This is a genomic window from Coprococcus sp. OM06-34AC, assembly GCF_003462545.1.
GTDB lineage: Bacteria > Bacillota > Clostridia > Lachnospirales > Lachnospiraceae > Coprococcus > Coprococcus aceti.
In genome coordinates, this window is the sequence record NZ_QTZF01000001.1 from 85,125 (window position 1) to 111,149 (window position 26,025).

Annotated in this window: 22 protein-coding genes and 1 other RNA gene; 1 reads left to right on the forward strand and 22 read right to left on the reverse strand. The window is 42.6% G+C overall.

Features of this window, described 5'->3' with window-relative positions; all coding sequences use genetic code 11:
• Position 1: 1 nt before the first annotated feature.
• The 19 genes from DXB91_RS00360 to DXB91_RS00450 all read right to left on the reverse strand — a co-directional run bounded on the left by DXB91_RS00360 (position 2) and on the right by DXB91_RS00450 (position 21,411).
• Positions 2-361, reverse strand: coding sequence for a YraN family protein (locus DXB91_RS00360; RefSeq protein ID WP_015534983.1), 360 nt, complete (start codon positions 359-361; stop codon positions 2-4).
• 40 nt (positions 362-401) lie between these two features.
• On the reverse strand, positions 402-1,157 hold the full coding sequence (locus DXB91_RS00365) for a ribonuclease HII (protein ID WP_015534984.1): 756 nt from the start codon (positions 1,155-1,157) through the stop codon (positions 402-404).
• Positions 1,158-1,221: 64 nt separating this feature from the next.
• Positions 1,222-2,247 (reverse strand): signal peptidase I, encoded by a 1,026-nt coding sequence (gene lepB / locus DXB91_RS14590; protein ID WP_118016554.1) that lies wholly within the window; start codon positions 2,245-2,247, stop codon positions 1,222-1,224.
• Positions 2,248-3,096 carry a ribosome biogenesis GTPase YlqF gene (ylqF, locus tag DXB91_RS00375; protein WP_015534986.1) on the reverse strand — a complete coding sequence of 283 codons (849 nt, stop codon included), beginning with the start codon at positions 3,094-3,096 and terminating at the stop codon, positions 2,248-2,250.
• 10 nt (positions 3,097-3,106) lie between these two features.
• A complete protein-coding gene (gene lepB, locus DXB91_RS00380; protein WP_117548919.1) occupies positions 3,107-3,679 on the reverse strand; it encodes a signal peptidase I in 573 nt (190 codons plus the stop codon).
• Between the two features lie 110 nt (positions 3,680-3,789).
• Positions 3,790-4,137 (reverse strand): 50S ribosomal protein L19, encoded by a 348-nt coding sequence (rplS, locus tag DXB91_RS00385; protein WP_055272925.1) that lies wholly within the window; start codon positions 4,135-4,137, stop codon positions 3,790-3,792.
• Between the two features lie 418 nt (positions 4,138-4,555).
• Positions 4,556-4,897, reverse strand: a transfer-messenger RNA (tmRNA) gene (ssrA, locus tag DXB91_RS00390).
• Positions 4,898-4,991: 94 nt separating this feature from the next.
• Entirely contained in the window at positions 4,992-5,339 is a 348-nt protein-coding gene (locus tag DXB91_RS00395; RefSeq protein ID WP_015534988.1) for a hypothetical protein, read from the reverse strand.
• A 154-nt stretch (positions 5,340-5,493) separates the two neighbouring features.
• On the reverse strand, positions 5,494-5,967 hold the full coding sequence (gene smpB / locus DXB91_RS00400; protein WP_022216414.1) for an SsrA-binding protein SmpB: 474 nt from the start codon (positions 5,965-5,967) through the stop codon (positions 5,494-5,496).
• On the reverse strand, positions 5,930-8,113 hold the full coding sequence (gene rnr, locus DXB91_RS00405) for a ribonuclease R (protein WP_022216413.1): 2,184 nt from the start codon (positions 8,111-8,113) through the stop codon (positions 5,930-5,932). The genes smpB and rnr overlap by 38 nt, the downstream gene beginning before the upstream one ends.
• A 116-nt stretch (positions 8,114-8,229) precedes the next feature.
• On the reverse strand, positions 8,230-8,481 hold the full coding sequence (gene secG / locus DXB91_RS00410; protein ID WP_015534991.1) for a preprotein translocase subunit SecG: 252 nt from the start codon (positions 8,479-8,481) through the stop codon (positions 8,230-8,232).
• A gap of 91 nt (positions 8,482-8,572) precedes the next feature.
• Positions 8,573-11,236, reverse strand: a complete 2,664-nt coding sequence (locus DXB91_RS00415; RefSeq protein WP_118016555.1) for a YfhO family protein — start codon at positions 11,234-11,236, stop codon at positions 8,573-8,575.
• A 107-nt stretch (positions 11,237-11,343) separates the two neighbouring features.
• The gene (gene thiD / locus DXB91_RS14595) at positions 11,344-12,825 is read right to left on the reverse strand and encodes a bifunctional hydroxymethylpyrimidine kinase/phosphomethylpyrimidine kinase (protein ID WP_082431249.1); all 1,482 of its coding nucleotides are present in this window, start codon (positions 12,823-12,825) and stop codon (positions 11,344-11,346) included.
• Between the two features lie 25 nt (positions 12,826-12,850).
• Positions 12,851-13,495, reverse strand: a complete 645-nt coding sequence (thiE, locus tag DXB91_RS00425) for a thiamine phosphate synthase (protein ID WP_192934976.1) — start codon at positions 13,493-13,495, stop codon at positions 12,851-12,853.
• A gap of 71 nt (positions 13,496-13,566) precedes the next feature.
• Positions 13,567-14,388: a hydroxyethylthiazole kinase gene (gene thiM, locus DXB91_RS00430; protein WP_055144359.1), complete on the reverse strand. Its 822-nt coding sequence runs from the start codon at positions 14,386-14,388 to the stop codon at positions 13,567-13,569.
• A 140-nt stretch (positions 14,389-14,528) separates the two neighbouring features.
• Positions 14,529-14,948 (reverse strand): large conductance mechanosensitive channel protein MscL, encoded by a 420-nt coding sequence (mscL, locus tag DXB91_RS00435; RefSeq protein ID WP_015534993.1) that lies wholly within the window; start codon positions 14,946-14,948, stop codon positions 14,529-14,531.
• A 145-nt stretch (positions 14,949-15,093) separates the two neighbouring features.
• On the reverse strand, positions 15,094-16,638 hold the full coding sequence (gene gpmI / locus DXB91_RS00440; protein WP_015534994.1) for a 2,3-bisphosphoglycerate-independent phosphoglycerate mutase: 1,545 nt from the start codon (positions 16,636-16,638) through the stop codon (positions 15,094-15,096).
• Positions 16,639-16,747: 109 nt separating this feature from the next.
• Positions 16,748-17,506: an exodeoxyribonuclease III gene (locus DXB91_RS00445; RefSeq protein ID WP_055144946.1), complete on the reverse strand. Its 759-nt coding sequence runs from the start codon at positions 17,504-17,506 to the stop codon at positions 16,748-16,750.
• A 269-nt stretch (positions 17,507-17,775) separates the two neighbouring features.
• Complete coding sequence (locus DXB91_RS00450) at positions 17,776-21,411, reverse strand: carbohydrate binding domain-containing protein (protein ID WP_158564561.1); 3,636 nt, start codon at positions 21,409-21,411, stop codon at positions 17,776-17,778.
• A 224-nt stretch (positions 21,412-21,635) separates the two neighbouring features.
• On the opposite strand from DXB91_RS00450, the gene DXB91_RS00455 reads away from it, so the two are divergent.
• Positions 21,636-22,394 (forward strand): helix-turn-helix domain-containing protein, encoded by a 759-nt coding sequence (locus tag DXB91_RS00455; protein ID WP_118016557.1) that lies wholly within the window; start codon positions 21,636-21,638, stop codon positions 22,392-22,394.
• Positions 22,395-22,527: 133 nt separating this feature from the next.
• Here DXB91_RS00455 and tpiA read toward each other — a convergent pair whose 3' ends face one another.
• The 3 genes from tpiA to gap all read right to left on the reverse strand — a co-directional run bounded on the left by tpiA (position 22,528) and on the right by gap (position 25,839).
• Positions 22,528-23,280, reverse strand: coding sequence for a triose-phosphate isomerase (gene tpiA / locus DXB91_RS00460; protein ID WP_004852916.1), 753 nt, complete (start codon positions 23,278-23,280; stop codon positions 22,528-22,530).
• Between the two features lie 92 nt (positions 23,281-23,372).
• The gene (locus tag DXB91_RS00465; protein WP_022216404.1) at positions 23,373-24,587 is read right to left on the reverse strand and encodes a phosphoglycerate kinase; all 1,215 of its coding nucleotides are present in this window, start codon (positions 24,585-24,587) and stop codon (positions 23,373-23,375) included.
• A gap of 214 nt (positions 24,588-24,801) precedes the next feature.
• Positions 24,802-25,839, reverse strand: a complete 1,038-nt coding sequence (gene gap, locus DXB91_RS00470) for a type I glyceraldehyde-3-phosphate dehydrogenase (protein WP_004852921.1) — start codon at positions 25,837-25,839, stop codon at positions 24,802-24,804.
• Between the last annotated feature and the right edge of the window lie 186 nt (positions 25,840-26,025).

A 26,025-nucleotide genomic window follows, 5' to 3' on the forward strand; every position in this document is an offset into this window, starting at 1 on the left:
ATCAATATCCCGAATACTCAAATGCATTTTCTATATGATGTATATCCTCACCAAGTATGGTTATCACATCAAATCTAACCGGGGTGTCCATTCCATATCCATATTTGTTCAGGAAGAATAATGCAGTCCTACATATCTGTCTCTGCTTGCGCACATCGACAGCCTCCTCCGGCAAGCCCTTATGTACTCCGGACCTATACTTCACCTCGATAAACACTATATATCCATCGTGTTTTGCCACTATATCTATCTCACCGCTGGCCACCCTGAAATTCCTGCACAGGATCTCATAGCCCCTGCCAGCCAGATGATCAGCAGCTAAAGCTTCCTTTTCATTACCGGTTGCTCTGCTGTTATACATCATTTCACCTTTCCATGAATATATGTGTGATGAACAATTGTTATACAAAGTTCTTGATAAACGTCCTTCTGTGTATTGCGCACGGACCGATCTTCTTGAGCGCATCAATGTGCTCTGCCGTACCATATCCCATGTTTTTTGCAAATCCATAACCCGGATACAGACTGTCATACTCAACCATAAGCCTGTCCCTTGTAACCTTTGCAATTATACTTGCTGCCGCAATCGACGCAGACAGCGTATCACCTTTTATTATGCCTACCTGCTCGATATCAACACCCGGAATATTAACCGCATCGTTTAACAGGAGCTGTGGTTTAACCTGAAGCTTCGATATAGCCTGCTTCATCGCCTCGTAATCTGCATTGAGAACATTTATCTCGTCAATTACTTTCTCGTTTGCCATACCCACGCCTACAGCTACAGCCTTCGCCATGATCTCATCGTATAGAGCCTCCCTCTTCTTCGGTGTGAGCTGCTTGGAGTCGTTGAGGTATAAAATATCACAGTCCTTTGGAAGAATGACTGCAGCAGCCACTACAGGGCCTGCAAGCGGGCCTCTTCCGACCTCATCTATACCGCATATATATCCCTTATCAGCGTATTTTCTCTCAAATTCAAACATTTTATAGCTGCGGGCTTTTTCCTTTTCAAGAGCATTGATCTTTTTCTGAGCGGACGCTATGATCTTCTTTACCCCATCTCTCTCATCGTCGCCATACTTCTCGATAAGCCCCGAATATTCACTTATATCAGCATCAGCAAATACTTTTTTTATCTCCGCTATACTTTCCATATGTCCTCCACCTAAAAACAAGGACCATTGCCACTTTTTAGGCAACAGCCCCTGATATCTTATCCTATTCTATCTTGCCAAAACCGCCTGTAAATCTGAATACAGCCCTGCCAATGATATCTTTCTTGTGTATATTGCCAACATCCTCCACACGGCTGTCACGGCTGTTGTTTCTGTTATCTCCCAGAACAAAGTACTCGTCATCACCCAGTGTGATCTCCTCGGCTGCAACTCCGCGCTTGTCGCTGGCTATAGCCTCTCTGCCATACACATCGCCCTCCAGAGGCTCGTCATTTATATAGATAACACCATCTTCGTCTATATACACTGTCTCACCCGGAAGTCCGATTATACGCTTGATGAAGAAGGTCTCATCATCGTCTCCATACGGGAATACAACCACATCAAATCTCTTCGGCGAGCCAAATTCATACTCAAGTTTGTCAATCCATAATGTATCTCCGCTGTGAAGAGTATTGCTCATGGACTCTCCACTGACCTCTGTTCGCTGTCCGACAAATGTGAGCACAGCCCAGCATATGCCAATTACTATTATTATATAAATACACAGAAATATGAGATCCTTGACAATATTGACTTCCTTTTCGGCCTTTTCTTTCTTTTTTGCCTCTTTCTTCTCTTTCCTGAGCTGCTTCTTTAAAGCCTTCTCGTCGAGTTCTCCATCCTCATTGTACACTTCTTCAGAAGAGTCTGTATTAACCGCTTCTGCAGTTTTATCTGAGCTCTCAGATTTAGCTGCTCCTGCAGCTTCTTCCGATGTCTCCTTCTGAGATGCTTCTTCCGATTTATCTGCTGTCTCCGCCTTTGCATCAGCCGAACTCTCAGCGACTGCTTTGTCCCATGACCAGGAGGACTTCTCCTTATTTTCCTGCTCATCGTCGGCAGTTTTCTTTTCAGCTTCCTTTGCTTCATTCGCAGCCTTTTTTGCAGCCTTCTTCTGTTCTTTATCTATCGCTTTCTGACGCTTCTTCTCATATTTGGCGATCTCTTTGTCCCTTTCCTTCTTCGCAGGGTCATCCTCAAATATATCGTTTAACGCGTCAGCAACATTCTTGTTTTCTTCACTCATCTAGTCTTCCTTCGGGGTCTCCAATGTAATACGCCCCAGCTTTCCCGATCTGAAATCATCGATCAGCAGAGCCGCAGCCTTGTCATAATCGAGCTCCCCGCCCTTCTTAATGCATTGTCTCTTCTCTGCGATACCTGTCAGCATCTGTACAGGATCATCAACACTTTCAATATTATACCTTTGAACAAGGGTATTACAATAGTTTGCCTGTAAAAATTTAATTAATTCAACCGCTATATCCGTTATGCTGAGTATCTCATCATTGATCGAACCTATGAACGCAAGTCTGAGACCAACGGCCTCATCATCGAATTTCGGCCATAAAATACCGGGAGTGTCCAAAAGCTCAATATTCTTTCCAAGTCTTATCCACTGCTTGCCTTTTGTGACACCAGGCTTATTTCCAACCTTGGTGCAGGCCTTTCTCGCATAGGAATTGATAAACGTGGATTTGCCGACATTCGGGATGCCGACTATCATCGCCCTTATCGGACGGTTTATGATTCCCCTTTTTCTATCCCTCTCTATCTTCTCTTTGCAGGCCTCCTGCACGATATTGTTGATACTCTTCATCCCCATACCGTCACGGGCATTTATCTTTGCAACGGCAAAGTCTTTATTCTTATAATAGTTTTCCCACTTTGTTGTGACTGCATCATCCGCAAGATCTGATTTGTTGAGGAGTATGAGTCTGTATTTGTTCTTTGCAAGCTCGTCTATATCAGGATTCTTACTACTGAATGGGATTCTTGAATCCACCAGCTCTATGACGATATCTATAAGTTTTATATCCTCCTGCATCATTCGTCTTGCTTTTGTCATATGTCCGGGATACCACTGTATATTCATATCTCTACCTCTATTTTATCTTTACTCTGCCCAGCATCTCGCTCTTTTGCACATTGCCAGCCGCCTGAAATCTTGAATCCTGGCTGTTGTCCGGATTGTCTCCGAGCAGGAAGTATTCATTCTCTCCAAGTGTGATCGCAGATTCCGCTATTCCGGCTGTTTTTATCTCACAGTCGACGGGATAATCTGCAAGCGGATTGCCATTTATATATACCTGACCATTCTGGATAAGCACAGTCTCACCCGGCAGGCCTACCACTCTCTTGATGGAATAGTATTTGTCCTGATTCTCAACTATACGATACGCTACCACATCGTATCTTTCCGGGGATGTCACCAGATAAACAGCCTTATTGACCAGATACGATTCTCCATCCGTCAGTGTCGGCTCCATGGATGGTCCTACCATATATACCGTCTGGAATCCAAATGCAACAAAACCATAACCAAGTATAGCCGCTGTCAGTATCGATATGAACCAGCCAAGTGCGCTCTTCATAGTCTTTTTCAATGATCTCTGTTGTCTTCTCTGACGCCTTTTTTCTCTCCTTATCCTTCGGAGTCTGTCATATCTCTCACTCATGAATTCTATCCTTCAATCATCAATATATTTGTTCAGTTCATTTCATCCATTCTAAAAATGGCTGGAGTAGAAATACTCCAGCCACTTTTACTTTCATGTTACAAGCTTTATTATTTAACAAGCTCCTTAACCTTTGCTGCCTTACCAATTCTTGAACGTAAGTAGTAAATCTTAGCTCTTCTAACTTTACCTTTTCTTACAACTTCAATCTTCTCAACGAAAGGTGAGTGTACAGGCCATGTCTTCTCAACACCGCATCCGCTAGAGATCTTTCTAACTGTGAATGTCTCTCTGTTGCTTCCGCCCTGTCTCTTTACTACAGTACCCTCGAAGATCTGGATTCTCTCCTTGTTACCCTCTTTGATTCTGTTGTGTACCTTAACAGTGTCTCCTACGTTGAACTCATCAACGCTCTCCTTCATCTGTGAAGCTTCAAGATTCTTAATGTAATCGTTCATTGTGTTCCTCCTTAATATTCTGATGTTCTTACTACCATATCCACCGGATATATGGGCACAGAGGACCATCACTCTTTTCACAACTCATTTAATATAACATACTGAAATTGTAGATGCAAGAAGAATTTTCGGATTTTATCCGTTTTTTAGCAAACAGGGCATATAGATTGATTTCTATATGCCCTGTTGCATTAAATATCTTGTTCGACTTAATTCAGTCAAGTGGAGCAGACGCATTAGAAGACGAACTTCGTTCGCAGGCGTCTGCGTGCTTCACAAGGATTCCTCCCACCTACGGCGGGCCCCTCCCTATGAAAAATAGTGGAGCAGACGCATTAGAAGACGAACTTCGTTCGCAGGCGTCTGCGTGCTTCACAAGGATTCCTCCCACCTACGGCGGGCCCCTCCTTATGAAAAATAGTGGAGCTGGCGGGAGTCGAACCCGCGTCCAAAAGCTCATTCACTACAGTTTCTTCCATCACAGTCAGTGCTTTAACATTCCCTCAGCCTATCGCCCACTAACATGCTATAGACCTTAGTAGCTTCATGGATTTTCCTACATCGCAAAGCTTAGATGCAGGAGTTTGCCGAAAATCGACGCCATTCCTAAAGGCTCGGCGTTCCTAAAGGATGACGACTGCCCTTAGGCAGCGTATGCTAAATTATCGTTAGCGTTTATTTTTTTTCCAGCTTTTAGCGTGGCTCTGGTCCACGGATGGCTTCCATAGCTTCAAAACCCCTGTCGAAACCAGTCAACCCCTGATCATAGATCAGTGATAACCAATCATTTATAATATATGCAGCAAATATCAAAATAATACCTGCGCCTATATATCTTAATTTATCAGATGCTCTTACTCAGCGTCAGCAGTTGTATCTTCCTCTGCATCTGTCGCCTCTGCTGTATCTTCTGCATTTTCAGTTGTGTCTGCTGTGTCCTCAGCATCGGAAGCTGTAGCAGAAAACAGAGTGTCATAACCGCTGTCCTTCCAAGTCTTGTCTACATATTCTGACAAGCCTGAAGCATCAACATACTTAGGTATCGCCTTATATATCTTCACACCCGCAACGCTTCCAACTATAGCAGCGATAACAACGATCGTAACTGTTATAGCAATAATCTTCTTGATCTTCTGCTTCCTAAGTATCTCCTTGCGGTGCTTTTTCTCATATTTCTTCTTATCTACTTTACTCTGACTCATAACGCCCTTCTCCAGACTATCGTTTATTTGATTCCGATACACACATTATATCTGAACCAGCTTATCTTATTCAACACCTTGCTAGTATAACACAAGCTGCATTATAATTCCAATAATAAGTTTGATTTCACAGAAATTCCACAAACGCTCACGATCAGAAGTCCTTGCTCCTGCTCTTGAGATCTCTCTCCATCTCGCGCTTCATATCCTTCTTGGCGATATCCTCACGTTTGTCGTAGAGCTTCTTACCTCTTGCCAGACCTATCTCCATCTTGACAAGTCCATCTCTGATATATACCTTGAGCGGCATAATGGTATAACCCTTCACCTTCTGCTGTCCAATGAGCTTGTTGATCTCGTACCTGTGGAGCAGCAACTTTCTCGTCCTGAGCGGATCTTTATTGAATATATTCCCCCTCTCATATGGGTTGATATTCATTCTGTACACATACACCTCGCCGTGGTCTATTCCGACAAATGCTTCCTTGATACTGCAGTGTCCCTGTCTTATGGACTTTACCTCGGTTCCCACAAGCTCTATTCCGGCCTCAAACTTCTCTTCTATAAAATACTCGTGATATGCCTTTTTGTTATTTGCGATGAGAGTGTTTCCTCTTTCCTTTGACAAATGTATCCTCTCCTTTATATACAATACTGAAATCTATCGACTTCGTCATCTTGTCTGTATTCTTCACCTTTATCTGTATAGGATCACCGATGGCATATTGTTTGCCCGTGTCCTCACCTATCATAGCATAATCTTCCTGAGAAAAATAGTAATAATCGTCGCGCATATCTGCCACGTTCACAAAGCCTTCCACCGTATTCGGCAGTTCCACGAACATTCCCCGGTTTGTAACTCCTGAGACAAATCCGTCATAGACCTCGCCAATGTGAGCTGACATATATTCCACCTTCTTGAGCTTCTCCACATCACGCTCAGCTTCCTCAGCTCTTCTCTCCTTGCGCGAATTGTCATCAGCCACCCTGTCAAGTATCATGCTGTAATGTTCTATTCTCCTCGAGTCAAGTCTGCCATGTATATTTTCCTTTATTATACGATGTATCTGCAGATCTGGATATCTCCTTATAGGAGAAGTAAAATGACAGTAATACTTACACGAAAGTCCAAAATGTCCTGTGCACTCCGTTGAATACTTCGCCTGTTTCATGGTCCTCAGCGCCATCCTGCTCACAAGATTCTCATAAGGCTCACCCTTTATCCTGTCAAGCAGCTTCTGGAATTCTTTCGGATGTATATTCTCCTTTGATGCCTTAAAGTACATTCCAAAATTACTTATAAGGAGCGCCAGCTGCTCAACCCTGTCTGCATCAGGTGTCTCATGGACTCTGTACTCAAATGGTATATCCTGCCAGAAATAATCCTCAGCAATCGTCTCATTTGCAGCAAGCATAAAATCTTCAATGATCTCATTGGATCTGCGTCTCTCATATACACCTATTGATACAACTTTGCCGTCGGAGTCTATCTTGATCTTCGATTCGTCAAAATCAAAATCTATTGAGCCTCGCTTTCTTCTGTTAGCTCTGAGAAGATCCGACACATGAAGCATCATCTCGAACATAGGCACAAGCTCCTCATATTTTCTGGTCTCCCCTGGATCGTGATCCTCGACAATTGCAGACACACTTGTATATGACATTCTACGGTCCACATTGATCACAGTCTCACATATCTTATGTCCTACTATGTGGCCCTTCTGATCTATGTCCATAAGGCAGCTCAGCGCCAATCTGTCCTGCCCTTCATTCAGCGAACAGATACCATTTGACAGCTTGTGCGGAAGCATAGGTATTACCCTGTCCACGAGATAACAGCTTGTACCTCTGTTAAGTGCCTCTTTATCCAGAGGGGAATTCTCCTTTACATAGTGGGTCACGTCAGCTATGTGCACACCAAGCTTGTACATTCCGTCCGCCTCATAGAGTGTTATGGCATCGTCCAGGTCTTTTGCATCCTCGCCATCTATCGTCACTGTCTGAAGATGTCGGAGATCCGTTCTGCCTGCCATCTCCGATGCGCTGACAAAATCAGGGATCTGTGAGAGGCTGTCCATGACCTCGTCAGGAAAATCGACTGGAATGTCCAGAGCTCTGACCACAGACAGCACGTCACTCTCCGGATCATTTATATGTCCAAGTATCTCTATAATCTTTCCCTCCGGAGACTTCACTTTGTCTCCATAACTGATGATCTCCGCCACAACCTTATGTCCAGCCATGGCGCCCATGGAATTTTCCTTGGATATAAATATGTCTCCATCTATTTTCAGATTGTCAGGTATGACAAATCCAAAGTTCTTATTCTTCTGATAGACTCCGACAACCTTCTTTAGTCCACGCTCAAGTACCTTTATAACCGATGCTTCCTGCTTCATTCCCTTCGGTCTGTCCTCCGCACGTATGAGGACTGTATCACCGTGGAACGCTCCCATGGTATTCTTCTCAGGGACAAAGAAATCCTCCTTCATGCCCTCAACGCGGACAAATCCAAAACCTCTCTGATTGCCGATAAATGTTCCCTTGTATGTCCCTTCTCCGACCTTCTGATATCGCCCTTTTGCCGATCTGATGATCAGTCCCTCCTCTGTGAGGTCATTCAGTATATCGAGAAATGTCTGTCTCTCATCTCCCGGGACCTGAAGGAATGTACACATCTCCTTGAACTTCATAGGCGGATAATCATCATCGCATATAAATTCATATACCGTCTGTTTTCTTCTGTTGTATAACTCCAAATCCTTATTATCCATAACAAACCCTTTCTATATACATTATGCCCGCATCCCTACCGCACAAATACATTGCATAATGAGCAAAAAAATGCTTACATATATCAGTTAATATATGTAAGCATCAGAAATCATTATTAGTTGAAAAGCTTTGAGTCAAGCAGTAATGCAAGTACAAAGAAGAGAACTGTGAGAACTGCTGTTATCTTCTTAAGTATCTCCTGCTTTGAGCTTCCCTTATTCTTGCTCCAGTAGGAATTGTCAAATCCGCCGCCTGCTCCTGATATGGAACTTGTAAGGCTCGCATCCTTTCCTTCCTGTGAAAGAACCACTATTGCTAATACTATACATACTATAACATAAATTACCATTAATATTGTCTTCAGCATCTTAACACCTCCGTTTCCGAAAAAATGGTGTGTGTATAATTTTAACACCAACTTGAAACATAATAACACAACAAAATAATATATTCAATAACTATTTTCTTCGTTTTCTGTAAAACTCCGCAAATACCAGCATTGCGATACCTATTATCGAACAGGCAATACCTGCGCCTGCATATTTCACATGGAATTTCATCTCAACAACATTCTCACCCTCAACAAGACTTATAGAATACAGGCTGTCTACCACCTTATCCGGCTGTACCTTCTGGCCGTTAACTTTGACTGTCCAACCATCACAGTAAGGAATAGATGTGAATAAACTCTGTCCTTCCTTGGCATTTACAACAAATTCTGCGCTGCCATTTTCTATATCCATCACATCAGGGGTATTTTTCTCAAGCTCCTCTGCTATGCTTTTCAGCAAATCCAGATCAAGAACATAAAACTGCTCTGCTCCATCATCCAGATCTAGCTTCTGCTTTGAGTGAAGCACAACCTTGTAGTAATCACGATCCTCATTTACAGGAATATTGAACACTGACGGCGAAAGCCATCTGGCATATCCGGTCCTGTATATTCCATTGACATTCAGCTTTGCGTTAAACAGACTGTTCCATGGGATATTGCCATAAGCGATGTAATTGCCTTCCGGGATCTCCATCTTGTATACACGCTTCTTCGCTTTACTTACAACCGTCTCGTACTTTAAAGGCTTATAGATCTCAACCTTTCTGCCGAGCAGCTCGCTGTAGAGCTCATTTTGATATTCAAATGGATTGCCATTATATTTTGCCGCTGTATATTTGCCTGAATCATATACAAATGCCATAGGCAGGCTGTATGGGTTCTCGTATACACCGGCTCCATTTGCATTGTCTGCAATATCCTCTACTTTATTCATGCCCTCCAGAGCATAATCAGATACGATGTATCTGACTCCCAGCAGTGAATCAGTTCCAAGCACCGGCATGTTGACAACATTTAGGTTATCGCCTTCGCTCCTGTATCCCGTGTCCACAAGGAAGTTCAGCACTGTGCTGTCAGCGGTTGACACATACGATCCTATCGCCCAATACCCATAACCAAACGACTCGTCATAATTTGCTCTGACATTGTTCTTATATTTAAAATTATCATCCGTATCTTTGCCATTATTGTTTTTCTTTTTTTCGAGGGATCTTGTCGCCCTTGATCTGGTCTGGCTGATCCTGTATGTATCGGAATCATATTCTTTCAGATCATTTATAAGGCCTTCCATAGCCGTCTCATACTCAACAAAACTCTCACCGTTGTCGATATGGATATTGTCCATTTGCAACATCACGCTGTATCCTGTCTCAACAGTCAGCACTGCACACAGAATGACCGTAAATATAATTCCGAACACTCTTCCGGCTCCTACGTTTTTCGAAAGCCTGCTTATGAGTGCTATCAAAACGGCTACCCCTACAATAAGCGCATCGGTCAGCCATACAAGTTTGTTATCCTGGACTCCATGCAGATAGTTTACACCAAGCATAGCCGCACTGAATATCGCACTTGCAATGATAACCCGCCATTTTACAGCATTCAGATCCTCCGAGAGGAAAAATTCAGCGGCAAAGAATAATATGCAGAATATTCCAACATGTGAATATCTGTACCAATATGATCCAACCTCTTTGAACAGAGAAAATGCCATGCACAATGGATTCCAGTAAAACATGAGCAGCATTACCACAAGCGTGACAAATGCTAATATCTTCTGCTTTACATTGTGTTTCTTACCGATGAAGATTCCAATAAATCCTATCAACGCCAGACATCCGCAGTACAGAGACACGCTTCCCTTCTGACTCTGTGCGCCAAGCGAATATCCGTCTATCACAGATGAAACATCACCGATAAATGACATGTCGAGCAGAGAGCCTAAATCAAGACTTCCTCTTACACTGTAACGCATCGCACCTATCGTCGGAAGGAACAACACCCCACTGATCAGAACTCCCGCCAGCATTGAATATATAAACCGTCCAAGTTTTCCGGCAAAATCCTTTATGACAGTCTTCTCAGCCTTAGTATCCCCACTGTACAATCTTGAATATGCAAATTCAAACAAAAACCAGAAACAGGCAAATACACAGTTGATTCCGCCCATATACCAGTTGAACAGAACTGCCAATGCAACTGATACGGAAAGCATAACAGGCCTGCCACCGTTAACCACTCTGTACACGCCCAGCATTATGAGCGGTAACATATAGAAGCCGTCAAGCCACATTATATTACATGCCTGGGCGATTCCATACTGACTCACTGCATAGCTCACCGCCAGAAAAATGATAAGTGCCTGTTTTTTCACAGAACCATCATTCCACTCTTCAAATCTCCTGTTGAGATAAAATGCAAATGTCGCCGCCGCACAGGCAAGCTTTAACGTTATGATCACATGTACGAACAATACAAGCTGGGATTTGTCGAATAACAACAGCAATAAATTGAACGGGCTGGAAAGATAGTAACTGAATACTCCTATGCAGGCCCCTCCTATAGATTTGCTGAAAGAATAATCTATATTATTTTTGCCGTCAAATACATCCTTCAGATATGCCAGAAAATCAAGATACTGAAAATCAGCATCCTTGGATGCGAGTGAATGTACTCCGAACGGCACATACTTTTTTATATAAAACAGAAGCCACAGCAGGCAGAATGTGATAATGCCCGCTGTAAGCATCTGAATAACGAGCTGTTTTCTCTGTTCTTTCTCCATCATATTCTTCTCCAGATTATTTAGTTTTAATATAATACTACACAATCTGTGAAAATACTATATAGATTAAAAATTTTTAATGAAAGAATTTCTAACTTTTACATACTGATTTATAACATATACCTACTTCGTATATCGAAACCATGATTCAGCGGTCCACTGCCCGATCCCAGATCCAGCATGGCCGCCAGGGCACCGGATATATATTGTTTGGCCATTCTAACTGAATCACTTACATCATATTCCTTTGCGAGATTTGAAGCGATCGCACTTGAAAGCGTACATCCTGTGCCATGTGTATTCGGATTATCAATACGCTTACCCGAAAACCAGGTGATATTCTCCCCGTCAAAAAGCATATCATTTGCATCATTTATGCTGTGTCCACCCTTTACAAGGACAGCGCAGCCATACTTTCCGTATATACATCTGGCAGCATTCTCCATATCAGCTACGCTCTTCACCGATATACCAGTGAGCGCCTCAGTCTCAGGTATGTTTGGCGTTATGAGCTTTGCAAGTGGGAACAGTTTACCGGTCATGACCTCCACCGCATCATCGCTTATAAGCTTAGCACCACTGGTCGCCACCATCACAGGGTCAAGCACGACATTCTCCGCATTGTATCTGGCAAGTCTGTCAGCTATCACATCAATAAGTTCAGGAACAGATACCATTCCTATCTTGACCGCTTTCGGCCGTATATCGGTAAACACCGCATCTATCTGGGCGCCAAGTACATCAGGGATAACGTTCATGATAGCAGTCACTCCTGTGGTATTCTGAGCCGTGAGGGCTGTGATCGCACTCATACCAAATACGCCATTTGCCTGCATGGTCTTGAGATCCGCCTGCACACCTGCGCCACCTGAGGAATCGCTTCCGGCTATGGTGAGGACAGGCACAAGACGGCTTCTGTCAGAATTTATACTGCACAGCATGTCATCCATACTCTTAAAATAATGATCACAATGTGCTATAAGATCTCCCTGTCTGTCCCTGCTGGATTCGTCAAAGAGACCGACCACAACAAATCCTCCGTTCTGTGCTGTCTCCGCCGCATGATATGCGTCCTCGAATACAAATGTATCCGAAGCCGGAGTTCCCATAAACTCAGCCGCCATCTCATATATCTTAGGTGAGGCTGCCTTGCCCACGCCCACCTCAGAACATGTAAATATCCTGTCAACATACTTCATAAGTCCTGTCCGCACAAGTGCTGCCTCAACATGGCATCTGTCTGTGGATGTTGCAACAGTGACCGGGATATCATATCTCTTTAAGAACCTCAGCAGTTCAGGCACACCTGACTTCGGCTCAACTTTATTTGCATAGAAATCGCGCACAGTCTCATTGATACCGTCTATAATCTCCTTCGCGCTGAGTTCAAGTCCATAGTGTTCCTGCATATATTCTGCGCCCTTCATCATGGTCATGGTGAAAAGCACCTTCTCAAGATCAGGTTCTGCCTGTATCCCCTGCCCCGCCAGATACATCTCTCCGGCATGATCCCACATAGGCATAGAGTCAAGCAGAACCCCATCCATATCAAATATCGCACCTTTTATATCACTGATAACTATTTTTTTCATGTACACCTCTATATCATATATTTAGTCAGGCATCAAGCATATTCTCTACAGAAAACTTGAGCTCCTCTGTGGCCTTCTGTATGTCCTTCTGTCCGAATATGGCACTTATAACTGCCACACCGCATATTCCAGAGCCCGCAAGCTCGGCCACATTATCCTTTGTTATGCCGCCTATGGCAATGACCGGTATGGACACCGCCTCACAAATGGCCTTGAGAGTTTCATGGCTCACATCGTCCGCGTCATCCTTTGAACCTGTTGTAAACACTGCTCCTACACCAAGATAATCTGCGCCGTGCTTTTCCGCTATAATCGCCTGCTCGACAGTCTGTGCAGACACTCCAATTATCTTGTCAGGGCCGAGTATCTTTCTGACGTCCATGGCCTCCATATCACTCTGTCCCACGTGTACACCGTCAGCATCTATATCCTTTGCTATGCTGACCTCGTCATTGACGACAAATGGAACTCCATATTCCTTACAAAGCTTCTGTATCTCCTTCGCCTCAGCGAGGAAGACTTCTCTGTCGAGATTCTTCTCCCTGAGCTGTACAAATGTTGCACCGCCGTCAAGTGCCTTCTTTACCTGATCATACAGAGTCTCTTCACCAAGCCAGTGTCTGTCAGTTACTGCGTAGAGCAAGAGCTCTTTCTCACTGCAATTTATCATACTATCTGTCCTTCCTATATGTTTTGATCCCGATCTGATGCAGATCCAGGCAATTATTAGACTTCCGTCAATTATCTGATTTCAAACTTTGCGCCCTGTTCAAGTGTATCCCCGTCCATATTGTATATGGCGTCGATTATCCTGTTCCTGTATGTTGAATTACCCTCAAATGCCTGCAGATGGGAATAACCGATCTCCCCAGCAAGTCCCATGACCATGACAGCCACTGCAGCAGCCTCAAGCTTGTTGTCCTGATTTGCCACAACATATGCTGTCATCATTCCTGAGAGCTGGCAGCCTGTTCCAGTGATCTTACCCATCTCAGGACGGCCGTTTCTGATTACATAACATTTCTCGCTGTCCGCAACAAGGTCTATTGCGCCTGTTACAGCTATGATAGATCCCGTTTCAGCAGATAGCTTCTTGACAAATGCCACTGCATTATCAAGCGTATCCTCCGTAACCGCATCTGCCACATCGGCATCAACACCCTTTGTGCTGCCGGAACCATATGCCAGAGTTTTGATCTCAGAGATATTTCCCCTTATAACATCAAATCTAATCTCCTTCATAAGTCCAACAGCCGTATCAGTTCTGAGCTTACTTGCTCCTGCTCCAACAGGATCGAGAAGTACAACATGTCCAAGTTCATTTGCCTTCTTCCCTGCCAGGTACATTGATGGAATAGTGTTCTTGTTAAGTGTTCCTATGTTGATATTCAGACCACCACATATACTTGTGATATCCTCCACGTCACCCTCATCATCCGACATGATAGGACTTCCACCGCACGCCAGAATGACATTTGCCACATCATTTACAGTTACATAGTTTGTTATATTGTGTACCAGAGGTACATTCTTTCTCACATTTTCAAGGCACTCTTTTATCATGTTTTTCTATCTCCTTTATATATACTCTGTTGTTTATCTGCTAATCTTTTTTGACGAAAAGCGGCCATACCATAAGGCACAGCCGCTTTTCTTATGCTGTATGTATCCCTACGCCGGCGCTGATCCAGGTCAGACCTGATCTACTCCTGGGCAGGAGGTACATCAGATGTACAATGCATACACTTTGTTGCTTTGATATCTATCTCACCCATACAGTATGGGCACTTTCTTGTGAGAGGAGCTGCCTCCTCTTTCTTCTTACCAAGATCCATGATCGCATTGATCCCCTTCATGATGACAAATATAACAAATGCCATGATTATGAAGTTGATAACTGCTGAAATAAACGCTCCATACTCGATATACTGTCCTGTATGGAATATCTGAAAATGTCCACCAATCTCTGCTCCACCGATACTGTTGATTATTGGTGTGATGAAACAGTCTGTAAAAGATGTAACCAATGACTGGAACGCTCCACCAATGATAACACCGATTGCAAGACTCATCACATTTCCCTTAAGGGCAAACTCCTTAAACTCTTCCAAAAACTTCTTCATATGTATCCTTCCAACTGAATACAGCACCAATCATAACAAACTTATATTATAATTCGGTGCCGTATCTTTTATTTATTGTTTCTCGCGCAATTGATATGACATATATCTACATTTGCTGTCATCGCTAATCGCACATCATCTTTTTTTACTTTCTTACAATAAGTGACTTGCCTGTCATCTCCTTAGGCTGAGGAAGTCCCATAACCTCAAGAAGTGTAGGTGCGATATCTGCAAGACATCCGCCCTCACGAAGCTCTACATCTTCACCATAGTTGTAAAGGATAAATGGTACAGGGTTAGTTGTATGAGCTGTATGTGGAGCACCGGTCTCATAGTTGATCATCTGCTCTGCGTTACCATGATCAGCACAGATAAAGAGAACACCATCAACCTTATCAATTGCCTCTACAGCAGCGCCAACGCACTTGTCAACTGTCTCTACAGCCTGGATAGCTGCTGGGATAATACCTGTATGACCAACCATATCAGGGTTTGCAAAGTTGATGATGATCACATCATACTCGCCACCAAGGATAGCTGCATTGAGCTTCTCGCTTACCTCTGGAGCACTCATCTCTGGCTGGAGGTCATATGTTGCTACAGCAGGTGACTTTACAAGGATTCTGTCCTCGTTCTTGTTAGGCTCCTCAACACCGCCGTTGAAGAAGAACGTTACATGAGCATACTTCTCTGTCTCAGCAAGTCTGAGCTGCTTGAGGCCCTTAGCTGCAAGGTACTCACCGAATGTGTTGTCAATCTCTTCCTTCTTGAATGCTACAAGCTTGTTAGGTATTGACTCGTCGTAGTCCTTGAAACATACATATGTGAGTGGCATGCGGCCATTTGCTCTCTCAAATCCATCAAAATCATCACAGCAGAATGCTCTGGTGATCTCGCGGGCTCTGTCTGGTCTGAAGTTAAAGAATATAACTGAATCATTTGGCTTAACAAGTGATACAGGCTTACCATTCTCTGTGATTACTGTAGGAAGAACGAACTCATCATATACTTCCTTGTCATATGACTCCTGCATAGCTGCAACCGGGTCCTCAGCCTGAACGCCCTCACCTGTTACAAGTGACTTGTATGCAAGCTCTACTCTGTCCCATCTGTTATCTCTGTCCATTGCGTAGTAACGGCCTGACATAGATGCAACCTTACCTACACCAATCTCCTTCATCTTTGCGATAAGCTCCTCAAGGTATCCCTTACCTGATGCAGGCGGTGTATCTCTTCCATCGAAGAATGGATGAACGTATACATTCTCAAAGTTCTGCTTCTTGCAGAGCTCAAGGATCGCATAGAGGTGTGTATTGTGGCTGTGAACACCACCATCTGAGAGAAGTCCCCAGAGATGAAGATCTGAATTGTTCTTCTTGCAGTTTTCTATTGCAGCAAGCATCTCCTCGTTCTCAAAAAAATCTCCATCAGCGATTGCCTTTGTGATTCTTGTAAGCTCCTGATATATGATACGGCCTGCGCCGATATTCATATGACCTACCTCTGAATTGCCCATCTGACCATCTGGAAGTCCTACAGGAAGTCCTGAAGCTGCGCCCTGCACAAATGGTGCTGTAGCCATAAGTTTGTCCATAACAGGTGTCTTTGCAAGTGCTACTGCATTGCCCTCTGTCTTGTCACTGAGACCATATCCGTCGAGGACCATTAAAACTACTGGTTTCTTACTCATAATTTTTCTCCTTTTTATTTATTCCGGCTAAATGCCTCTTAATCATAATTCACTCATTTGAGATTATACTTATATAATGCCTATTTTTCAAGTTCAAATCCAACTCAAGTCACAGGTCAATATCCAGTTCAACCGGGCAGTGATCAGATCCCATGATATCAGTGTGTATCTTAGCATCGACAAGCTTGTCCTTCAAACTCTCAGATGTGAGAAAATAGTCGATACGCCAACCTGCATTCTTCTCCCTTGCCTTAAATCTGTACGACCACCATGAATATATATTTTCCTGATCCGGATAAAAATATCTGAATGTGTCGATGAAGCCATCATCTAGAAGCACCGTCATCTTCTCTCTTTCCTCATCAGTAAATCCCGCATTCTTCCTGTTTGTCTTTGGATTTTTCAGATCTATCTCATTGTGAGCCACGTTCATATCGCCGCACACTATAACAGGCTTATTCTCCTCAAGCTTTTTCAGATATGCTCTGAAATCATCCTCCCACTTCATCCGGTAATCAAGCCTTGCAAGCTCGTTCTGTGAATTTGGTGTATATACAGTCACCATGTAGAAGTTCTCATATTCAAGTGTTATGACACGACCCTCATGGTCGTGTTCATCTATGCCTATACCTTTTGTTTCACTCAAAGGTTTCTCTTTTGTGAAAATAGCCGTACCTGAATATCCCTTCTTATCCGCATAGTTCCAATACTGATAATATCCTGGCATATCAAGTGTGAGCTGTCCCTCCTGCATCTTGGACTCCTGTATACAGAATATGTCTGCATCTATGCTGTTAAAAAAGTCCATGAAGCCTTTACCGGCGCATGCCCTTATTCCATTTACGTTCCATGAGATAAGTTTTTTCATAAATTTATATACCATTTTATCCTTTCATTATTATTTGGGGAAAATCATGTTTTATTTTAACATGTCGCCTACCGGCTCCATGCAGGCATTCGCATTATGACGGCTTGCGCAAGCGCATCCGTCGCAATGCTCATTATATCATACAAACACCCATTCTGACTGTCAAATCATTAAAAATTCACCAAAATCCTGCTATGGCCACAATGAAAAAGGCAGCGACGATCCGCCGCTGCCTAAGGGTATATATTATTGTTTTTTAGGGGTCAAATTTAGTTTTTTACAAATGATACATTTGATATAGAAACTGTATGTGCTCCAAGTGTGTATCCTTCAACATATCCCATTGAGAAGAATAATCCGGCACCTGTATCAACAGTGATACCATCTGTGAAAACTTCTTCCTTAGGTGTAATTGTGAGTGTTATATCTTTAGCCTCACCAGCTGTAAGAACTACATCTTCACCGCCATGCCATGCATATCCGGCTGAAGGAGTCATAACAGCAACCTTCACAACTCTATCAACATCAGAAAACAATGTACATTTAAGCGTATATGACTCGCCCTGCTCAAGAGACAATCCCATCTGCTTAAGCTGGATGTTCCAGTCTGCCTCACCCACGTTTGCAACACTGTATGTGATCTTTCCATCTCCAGTCTCAATTGTGGCATCTCCAGGAGCAGTCACTGCATTTTCCCAACCGGCAAGGCTACCATCCTCATCCATCTCAAATTCTGGGTTTGTGAGAAGATTCTTACCTACAGGCACATCTATCTCTGGAGCTGAAGTCTTTTCAAGGATAATGTTATCAATACATATTCTATGCTGATCTGTAATTGCCGAACCATTTTCTCCGCCTGCGCCAAGTGCAATATTGAAAATACTCTCTTCGTCTGTGTCACAGGCCATCTGGAATGTGTTTGAAACAGTCATATATTTCTGATCAGCCTGATCGTATGCATCAAGCTTTACTGTCTCCTGAACATACGGTGTCCAGTCCTCTGCACCTGTACTATCCTTATGTGTACTTCCATCCCTCTGTATCGCATACTGAACAGTTCTCGACACAGAGCTCTTTATATCAAATGAAAGCTTGTACCACTGTCCTTTCTCAAGCTTGATATTATTCTGCTTGAGCTGTATCTTCCAGTTCTGGTCACCTGAATTCTTTATTGTGAAGTCAGCAGCATTGTCCTCCTTCTGGCTGTCCACAACAGACTCTGCATCCGCACTGCTGTCTATATACACATCATATCCAGCAAAATCTGCTGAAAAGTTCCCATTGAGAAGAAGTGAATCCTGCATTATCTTCACATTGTCTAACAGAACTTCTCCGCTGTTACCAAAATCAATGCTGATTGAACTGTCAGTCACTTCTTCTCCGGTCTCAAACTTGTAAACATAATTCTTAATTCCTTTATCCAGAGTTACAGCAAACTTTGAATCTCCTGTAGTGATAATTATATTCTTTCCCTCAGTTGCAGTCTTAGCATCAAATTTAAGTACATACTTTGTATTTGGGGCATACGCAAGCTCATCCTGTGATAATACGAAGTTTCCATCTATACTCTCATCCAATGACTTGTATGAAAATCTTCTTCCGTCAAACAGACCTGTCACCTTATACTCAGCACCGCAATTGTTGCTGACTGTCCAATATCCAAGTCTTCCTGTTCCTTCCTGAAATTCTCCATTGTAAACTAGGTTTCCATCAGCGAGGATCGTCTTCTTGTCAACTATCTCAGTCTGATTTGTCTTTACCAGCTTTACATTTGCAATATGTACACCAGCCACGCTTCCCTGATTGCCGAAGTTGAATTCTATTCTTCCCTTGTCATCAGATGAATCAGTCATCGTATACTCATACTCAAATGTCTGTTTCTCTGTTGTCATATCAAATTTTGTATCCTTAAGATATCTTCCCCATGATCTGGTTGGCGCTGAGACATCAATTATGCCTGTTCTCGCCTCATCCGCCCACGCATCAAATGAAAGCTTGTATGTGGCACCTTTTTCTACAGGAATATCAGGCTGTACCAACTGTATGCTGTAATCAACCGTTCCTGCATCAATTGTATTTATGTTGATTGTATTGTTCTCGATGACCGCTGTTCCTTCGCCGCCATTCTGCGCCATAAAAATCCAGTTTTCTGCATCTCCCAGATCCTCGGTCTCACTAAAATCACCATTTATTACATAATTGCCATTTTCATCCGGATCACGAATTATAACTTCACGCTCTGGCTTTGTCACATTTTCGTCATAAGACTCCTTCTGGTATACTCTCACATAATCAACATATAAGCTCTCTCTGTTAATATAATCTGCATCTGCATCCGGATTTCCTGGCCAATTGCCGCCAACTGCAAGATTGAGTATTACATAGAATGGCTGATCAAACGGTGCCGGATAAGTAACTGTACCTTTTCCGGCAGTTGTAGAATACCAGTCATTTTCCTCATGCATCTTAACTCCATCTACATACCACGTAATTTTTCCAGGCTCCCAGTCGCATGTAAATACATGATAGCTGTCCGCAAATGACTTTCCATTTGAAAGTGTATATTTTCCCTGTGACTCTGAATGCGGATTGCCATAGTGAATCGTTCCATAGGTTGTATATGTATTGTCTCCAAGAACCTCCATCACATCTATCTCACCACATCTAGGCCACTGTCCATACAGGCTCTCGTTTGTAGGCATCATCCATGCTGCTGGAAGATAACCCTTACCTGTAGGAACCTTTGCTCTGAACTGTACTCTGCCATACTTGAAATCCTGCTTATTCTGTGTGTTTACTCTTCCCGATGTATATGATATAGAACCATCCTCATTCACTTTTTTCTTTGAGCTTATAATAAGTGTGCCATTCTTGACTTTTATATTATCTTCAGAATCAACATATGACTGAAGCTCATTATTGACCCAGCCAGGCTCATGGAGTTCAACATTCCAAATATCACGGTTGAGCTCTGTTCCGTCAAATTCATCATGCCATAAAAGTTTATACCCCTGCGACTCGTATTTATTTTCTACAGTCACCTTCTTATTTACAGTCACTTTACATGTTGCTTTCTTTCCTGAACCGTCAGCAGCTTTTGCTGTGATTGTAGCTGTACCTGGTGCTATAGCCTTCACAACGCCTTTTGCTGAAACCGTTGCAATCTTTTTATTGCTCGATGTCCAACTTAACGTCTTGTTGGTTGCCGATGCAGGAGCGACAGTAGCTGTAAGAGTTTTACTGCTTCCCTCTGTGATAGTGAGTGTTGCCGCTGAAAGCTTGATAGAAGTAACTGGCTGTTTTACTGTAATCTTACATCTTGCATATTTGCCACTTCCATCCATAGCCTTCGCAGTTATATATACTCTTCCAACCTTAACTGCTTTTACAACACCTTTCGAGGAAACTGTTGCTATTCTTTTATCTGATGATGACCACTGAATTCTCTTATATGTGGCATTCTTTGGAGCAATTGAAGCTTTTAACGTCCTGCTGGTTCCTTTAAACATGTTCACAGCCTTTGCAGACAATTTAACAGTCTTCGTAGGAACCCCAACATAAACATTAAACCTATACATTACCTTTGGGTTTGCAGCACTCTTCACTGCTACAACCGCTTTTCCTGATTTTACCGCTTTGACAACACCCTTGTTATCTACTGTAACTATCTTCTTATTTGATGATACATATGTTACTTTTTTGCTGATCTTACCTGTAACTACAACTCTAGGTTTCACCCGAAACTTTGTACCCTTTTTTAGTACAAGTTTATTTGTGACAAGATTTGTCACAGTTACAGACTTTACCGCAGCTTTTGATGTTCTAGCACTAACGTCTGATGGACACAGAGTGATCAACATACAAACTACAAGTATCATAGCCACAAGCTGTTTTAACCTTCTCATAAAATACTCCTCTCCAAAAATAAAATAAAAATATTTACGACGTCGCATCTTTATAAAGTATTTTGATAATAACATCTTATACATTTGCCATATATCGTTTTATTGCTTTTTATATAGTTTACATGATATATTATAGAGGAGTTGTAAAGTAAGACTTTTATAAACTTTTGATAACATATAAATTTTTACCCTGACACAATTTACTGGAAAGGATTTATACACATATGAAATACTCAAAGGAAATATTCTACCAGGAATTTATAAGACGCGAAGATTCAACCAATAGAGCGCCCTATAACCCTGAACTTGAATTTTACTCAATAATACAAAATGGAGATATAGAACAGGTTAAAGAATTGTGTAAAGCCTCACCACTTAAGGATAAAAAAGGACTCGGCTTACTATCTGAAAAGCCGGTCAACAACATAAGATATCATTTTGTCATAACAACAGCCCTTGTTGCAAGATACTGTATTGAAGGTGGTCTCGATGTGGCAACTGCTTACAATCTCAGTGATTTTTATATAAAAAAGTCAGATACAATGAAGTCTGTGGAGGATATATCTGAATTACATGCGTTCATGTGCATCGACTATGCAAAAAAAATGCGAAACCTTAAGAAAAATTCCATATGCTCCAAACCGGTCGCAGAGTGCATAGACTACATATACGATCATCTGCATACTAGGATCACTGTTGAACTTCTGGCAAAACGTGTCAATCTCACCCCGTCATACCTGTCAAGGCTGTTCAAAAAAGAGACCGGAGATAATATCGGACATTATATAAAAATGCTAAAACTTGATACTGCAAGGAACATGCTCATATACTCTGATTATAGCCCTGCCCAGATAGCACAGACTCTCGCATTTCCAAGTCAGAGTTATTTTACCGAACAGTTCAGATTACATACTGGTCTAACACCTGCGAACTATAGAAATATAAATTTAAGGCAAACCCCATTTCATAAAAAAAATACTTAGTTCCTGAAATATACCTCCTTGTTTTTCTAAGCGTAAACAAAAGGGATTACCTTGTGATAAAGCACTTGATAATCCCTTTCAATATTCTATATCAGATTTAATCTAAAACTAATATATTTTGGCCTGTTTAAAATTACTTTCCGGCATTTACAACCTGACCGAAATCAGCCTTGAGTGAAGCACCGCCGATAAGACCACCGTCGATGTCTGGCTTTGCAAGGAGCTCAGCAGCATTGCCAGCGTTCATAGAACCGCCATACTGAATTCTTACCGCCTCAGCTGTATCTGTATCGTAGATCTCAGCGATGAGATCACGGATTCCCTTACATACTTCCTGTGCCTGATCTGATGTAGCTGTCTTACCTGTTCCGATAGCCCAGATTGGCTCGTAAGCGATAACCATTGACTTAACCTGATCTGCTGTTACGCCAGCGAGATCTGACTTGATCTGAAGACGGATCCAGTCCATAGTAACACCGAGCTCTCTCTGCTCAAGTGACTCACCACAGCAAAGAATAGGTGTGATACCAGCCTCAAATGCCTTCTTAACCTTCTTGTTGAGAAGAACATCATCCTCCTTAAAGTAATCACGACGCTCTGAATGTCCGATGATAACGTACTTAACACCAGCATCAACAAGCATTGCTGCTGAGATCTCGCCTGTGTAAGCTCCGCTCTCCTCGAAGTACATGTTCTCTGCACCTACAGCTACGTTTGTTCCCTTTGTTGCCTCAACAACTGGTACGATATCGATAGCTGGTACACAGTATACTACATCTACGTCATCATTCTTTACTAAGTCCTTTAACAGGTTAACAAGCTCAACAGCCTCGCTAGGAGTCTTGTTCATCTTCCAGTTACCTGCAATAATCTTCTTTCTTGCCATTGTAATCTACCTCTTATATTTGTATTTTTTGATGAGTACCGGCCTGAACCGGCACCCACCAGTATAATCTTTATATCTCAGCGATATACAAATTACTTGTCGTTAGCTGCTGCTACGCCCGGAAGCTCCTTACCCTCAAGGAACTCAAGTGAAGCTCCACCACCTGTTGAGATGTGGCTCATCTTTGAACCGTAACCAAGCTGGTTAACTGCTGCTGCTGAATCTCCACCACCGATGATTGTTGTAGCATCTGTATCAGCAAGTGCTGCTGCAACTGCCTTTGTACCGGCTGCAAGTACAGGGTTCTCGAATACACCCATAGGTCCATTCCAAACAACTGTCTTAGCTGTCTTAACTGCGTCTGAGTAAAGCTCGATAGTCTTAGGTCCGATATCGCAGCCTTCCTTGTCTGCAGGCATCTTGTCAGCGTCAAATACCTCTGTCTTGATGCTTGGATCGTCGATAGGGTTAGGGAAATCCTCGATCATAACTGTATCAACTGGAAGAAGAAGCTTCTTGCCAAGGCTCTCTGCCTTTGCCATCATCTCCTTGCAGTAATCGATCTTAGAATCGTCTACAAGTGACTTACCGATCTCATATCCCTTAGCCTTAAGGAATGTGTAAGCCATACCACCACCGATGATAAGTGTATCACACTTCTCAAGAAGGTTTGAAATAACATTGAGCTTGTCAGCAACCTTAGCACCACCGAGGATAGCTACAAATGGTCTAACTGGGTTCTCTACTGCATTGCCAAGGAAGTCGATCTCCTTCTGCATTAAGTAACCAACTACTGCTGTGTCAACAAGTCCAGCAACACCAACGTTTGAGCAGTGAGCTCTGTGAGCTGTTCCGAATGCATCATTTACAAATACATCACAGATGCTTGCAAGATCCTTAGAGAAAGCCTCTCCGTTCTTTGTCTCTTCAGCTCTGAAACGTGTATTCTCAAGAAGGATTACATCTCCGTCCTTCATAGCGTCAACTGCAGCCTTAACTGTGTCGTCAACAACCTCAAGGCTTGGTACAAACTTAACCTCCTGTCCAAGGAGCTCTGTAAGTCTCTTAGCAACTGGTGCAAGGGTCTTAGTCTGCTTGTCCTCCTCAGTCTTAACCTTTCCAAGGTGTGAACAAAGGATAACCTTTCCACCGTCAGCGATAAGCTTCTTGATAGTAGGAAGAGCTGCAACGAGTCTGTTCTCGTCTGTGATCTCTCCGTTCTTTAATGGTACATTGAAGTCGCATCTGCAAAGCACGCGCTTGCCCTTAACATTGATATCATCTACTGATTTCTTGTTTAATGACATTTCTAATTCCTCCTAAATAATGTTATAGAACAGAAAACTATAAGTTGTCCTCTGCCCAGCTACCTACCCGCTCTTATGCGGGAACATAGAAACGCATAATTGCTTCCTACGAAGAAAAAAGGGCCCGGTCCTTGGAGACCGGACCCTCTATTAGGTCTAATAAATACTTTTAAATGAGCTTACATTATAAAAGCTAATTATAGCTTGAAATAACTTATGCTAACTCTGCGAAGTACTTGATTGTTCTAACCATCTGGCTTGTGTATGAGTTCTCATTGTCATACCATGAAACAACCTGAACCTCATATAAATCATCAGCGATCTTTGATACCATTGTCTGAGTTGAATCAAATAATGAACCATATCTCATACCGATAACATCTGATGAAACGATTGGATCTGTGTTGTAACCGAATGACTCTGAAGCAGCAGCCTTCATTGCAGCGTTGATTCCATCAACTGTTACATCAGCACCCTTAACAACTGCTGTAAGGATTGTTGTTGAACCTGTTGGAACTGGAACTCTCTGAGCTGATCCGATAAGCTTGCCATTTAACTCTGGGATAACAAGACCGATAGCCTTAGCAGCACCTGTTGAGTTAGGAACGATATTAGCAGCACCTGCTCTAGCTCTTCTTAAATCGCCCTTTCTGTGTGGTCCGTCAAGTATCATCTGATCACCTGTGTAAGCGTGGATTGTTGACATGATACCAGACTGGATTGGAGCATAGTCATTAAGAGCCTTAGCCATTGGTGCAAGACAGTTAGTTGTACATGAAGCTGCTGAGATGATCTGATCATCAGCTGTTAATGTATCCTGGTTAACTGAGAATACGATAGTCTTAAGATCATTACCAGCTGGAGCTGAGATAACAACCTTCTTAGCACCTGCGTTGATATGAGCCATTGACTTCTCCTTTGAGCAGTAGAAACCAGTACACTCAAGAACTACATCAACACCGATCTTACCCCAAGGAAGGTTGTTTGCATCTGCCTCCTTGTAGATTGTAAGAGTCTTACCATCAACTGTGATTGTGTTAGCCTCATCATCAGCTGAAACTGTGTGAAGGTTCTCACCGATCTTGCCACAGTATCCACCCTGTGCTGTATCGTACTTGAGAAGATCTGCAAGCATTGAAGGCTTTGTTAAATCGTTGATTGCAACAACTTCATAACCCTCTGCACCGAACATCTGTCTGAATGCAAGACGACCAATACGTCCAAAACCGTTAATTGCTACTTTTACTGCCATTTTTTATTCCTCCTAGGTTTTTGAAATATAATAAAAGTATTTATCAATCTGCTACGCGGGAACGTAGCAAATAAATCGTGTTAAATACACAAGCTAATCATACATTCTTTAGGTATAAATTTCAAGCCTTAATCTCATTTTTTTAGTTATCATCTATCCAAAATAGACAAATTTGTTTTAACAAAT

Bases quoted from the DNA above. Each gene is read 5' to 3' on its own strand.
- thiM (WP_055144359.1), bottom strand. From the start codon at position 14,388: ATGATAAAAGAGTGCCTTGAAAATGTGAGAAAGAATGTACCTCTGGTA.
- DXB91_RS00465 (WP_022216404.1), bottom strand. From the start codon at position 24,587: ATGTCATTAAACAAGAAATCAGTAGATGATATCAATGTTAAGGGCAAG.
- thiD (WP_082431249.1), bottom strand. From the start codon at position 12,825: ATGAAAAAAATAGTTATCAGTGATATAAAAGGTGCGATATTTGATATG.
- thiE (WP_192934976.1), bottom strand. From the start codon at position 13,495: ATGATAAATTGCAGTGAGAAAGAGCTCTTGCTCTACGCAGTAACTGAC.
- gap (WP_004852921.1), bottom strand. From the start codon at position 25,839: ATGGCAGTAAAAGTAGCAATTAACGGTTTTGGACGTATTGGTCGTCTT.
- rnr (WP_022216413.1), bottom strand. From the start codon at position 8,113: ATGGATAATAAGGATTTGGAGTTATACAACAGAAGAAAACAGACGGTA.
- lepB (WP_118016554.1), bottom strand. From the start codon at position 2,247: ATGAGTGAAGAAAACAAGAATGTTGCTGACGCGTTAAACGATATATTT.
- DXB91_RS00365 (WP_015534984.1), bottom strand. From the start codon at position 1,157: ATGGAAAGTATAGCGGAGATAAAAAAAGTATTTGCTGATGCTGATATA.
- DXB91_RS00415 (WP_118016555.1), bottom strand. From the start codon at position 11,236: ATGATGGAGAAAGAACAGAGAAAACAGCTCGTTATTCAGATGCTTACA.
- rplS (WP_055272925.1), bottom strand. From the start codon at position 4,137: ATGAACGATTACATTAAGAATCTTGAAGCTTCACAGATGAAGGAGAGC.
- DXB91_RS00360 (WP_015534983.1), bottom strand. From the start codon at position 361: ATGTATAACAGCAGAGCAACCGGTAATGAAAAGGAAGCTTTAGCTGCT.
- mscL (WP_015534993.1), bottom strand. From the start codon at position 14,948: ATGAAGAAGTTTTTGGAAGAGTTTAAGGAGTTTGCCCTTAAGGGAAAT.
- lepB (WP_117548919.1), bottom strand. From the start codon at position 3,679: ATGAGTGAGAGATATGACAGACTCCGAAGGATAAGGAGAGAAAAAAGG.
- gpmI (WP_015534994.1), bottom strand. From the start codon at position 16,638: ATGAGTAAGAAACCAGTAGTTTTAATGGTCCTCGACGGATATGGTCTC.
- DXB91_RS00450 (WP_158564561.1), bottom strand. From the start codon at position 21,411: ATGAGAAGGTTAAAACAGCTTGTGGCTATGATACTTGTAGTTTGTATG.
- DXB91_RS00395 (WP_015534988.1), bottom strand. From the start codon at position 5,339: ATGAGTCAGAGTAAAGTAGATAAGAAGAAATATGAGAAAAAGCACCGC.
- ylqF (WP_015534986.1), bottom strand. From the start codon at position 3,096: ATGAATATACAGTGGTATCCCGGACATATGACAAAAGCAAGACGAATG.
- tpiA (WP_004852916.1), bottom strand. From the start codon at position 23,280: ATGGCAAGAAAGAAGATTATTGCAGGTAACTGGAAGATGAACAAGACT.
- DXB91_RS00445 (WP_055144946.1), bottom strand. From the start codon at position 17,506: ATGAAAAAACTTATCTCATGGAACGTAAATGGAATAAGGGCATGCGCC.
- secG (WP_015534991.1), bottom strand. From the start codon at position 8,481: ATGCTGAAGACAATATTAATGGTAATTTATGTTATAGTATGTATAGTA.
- DXB91_RS00455 (WP_118016557.1), top strand. From the start codon at position 21,636: ATGAAATACTCAAAGGAAATATTCTACCAGGAATTTATAAGACGCGAA.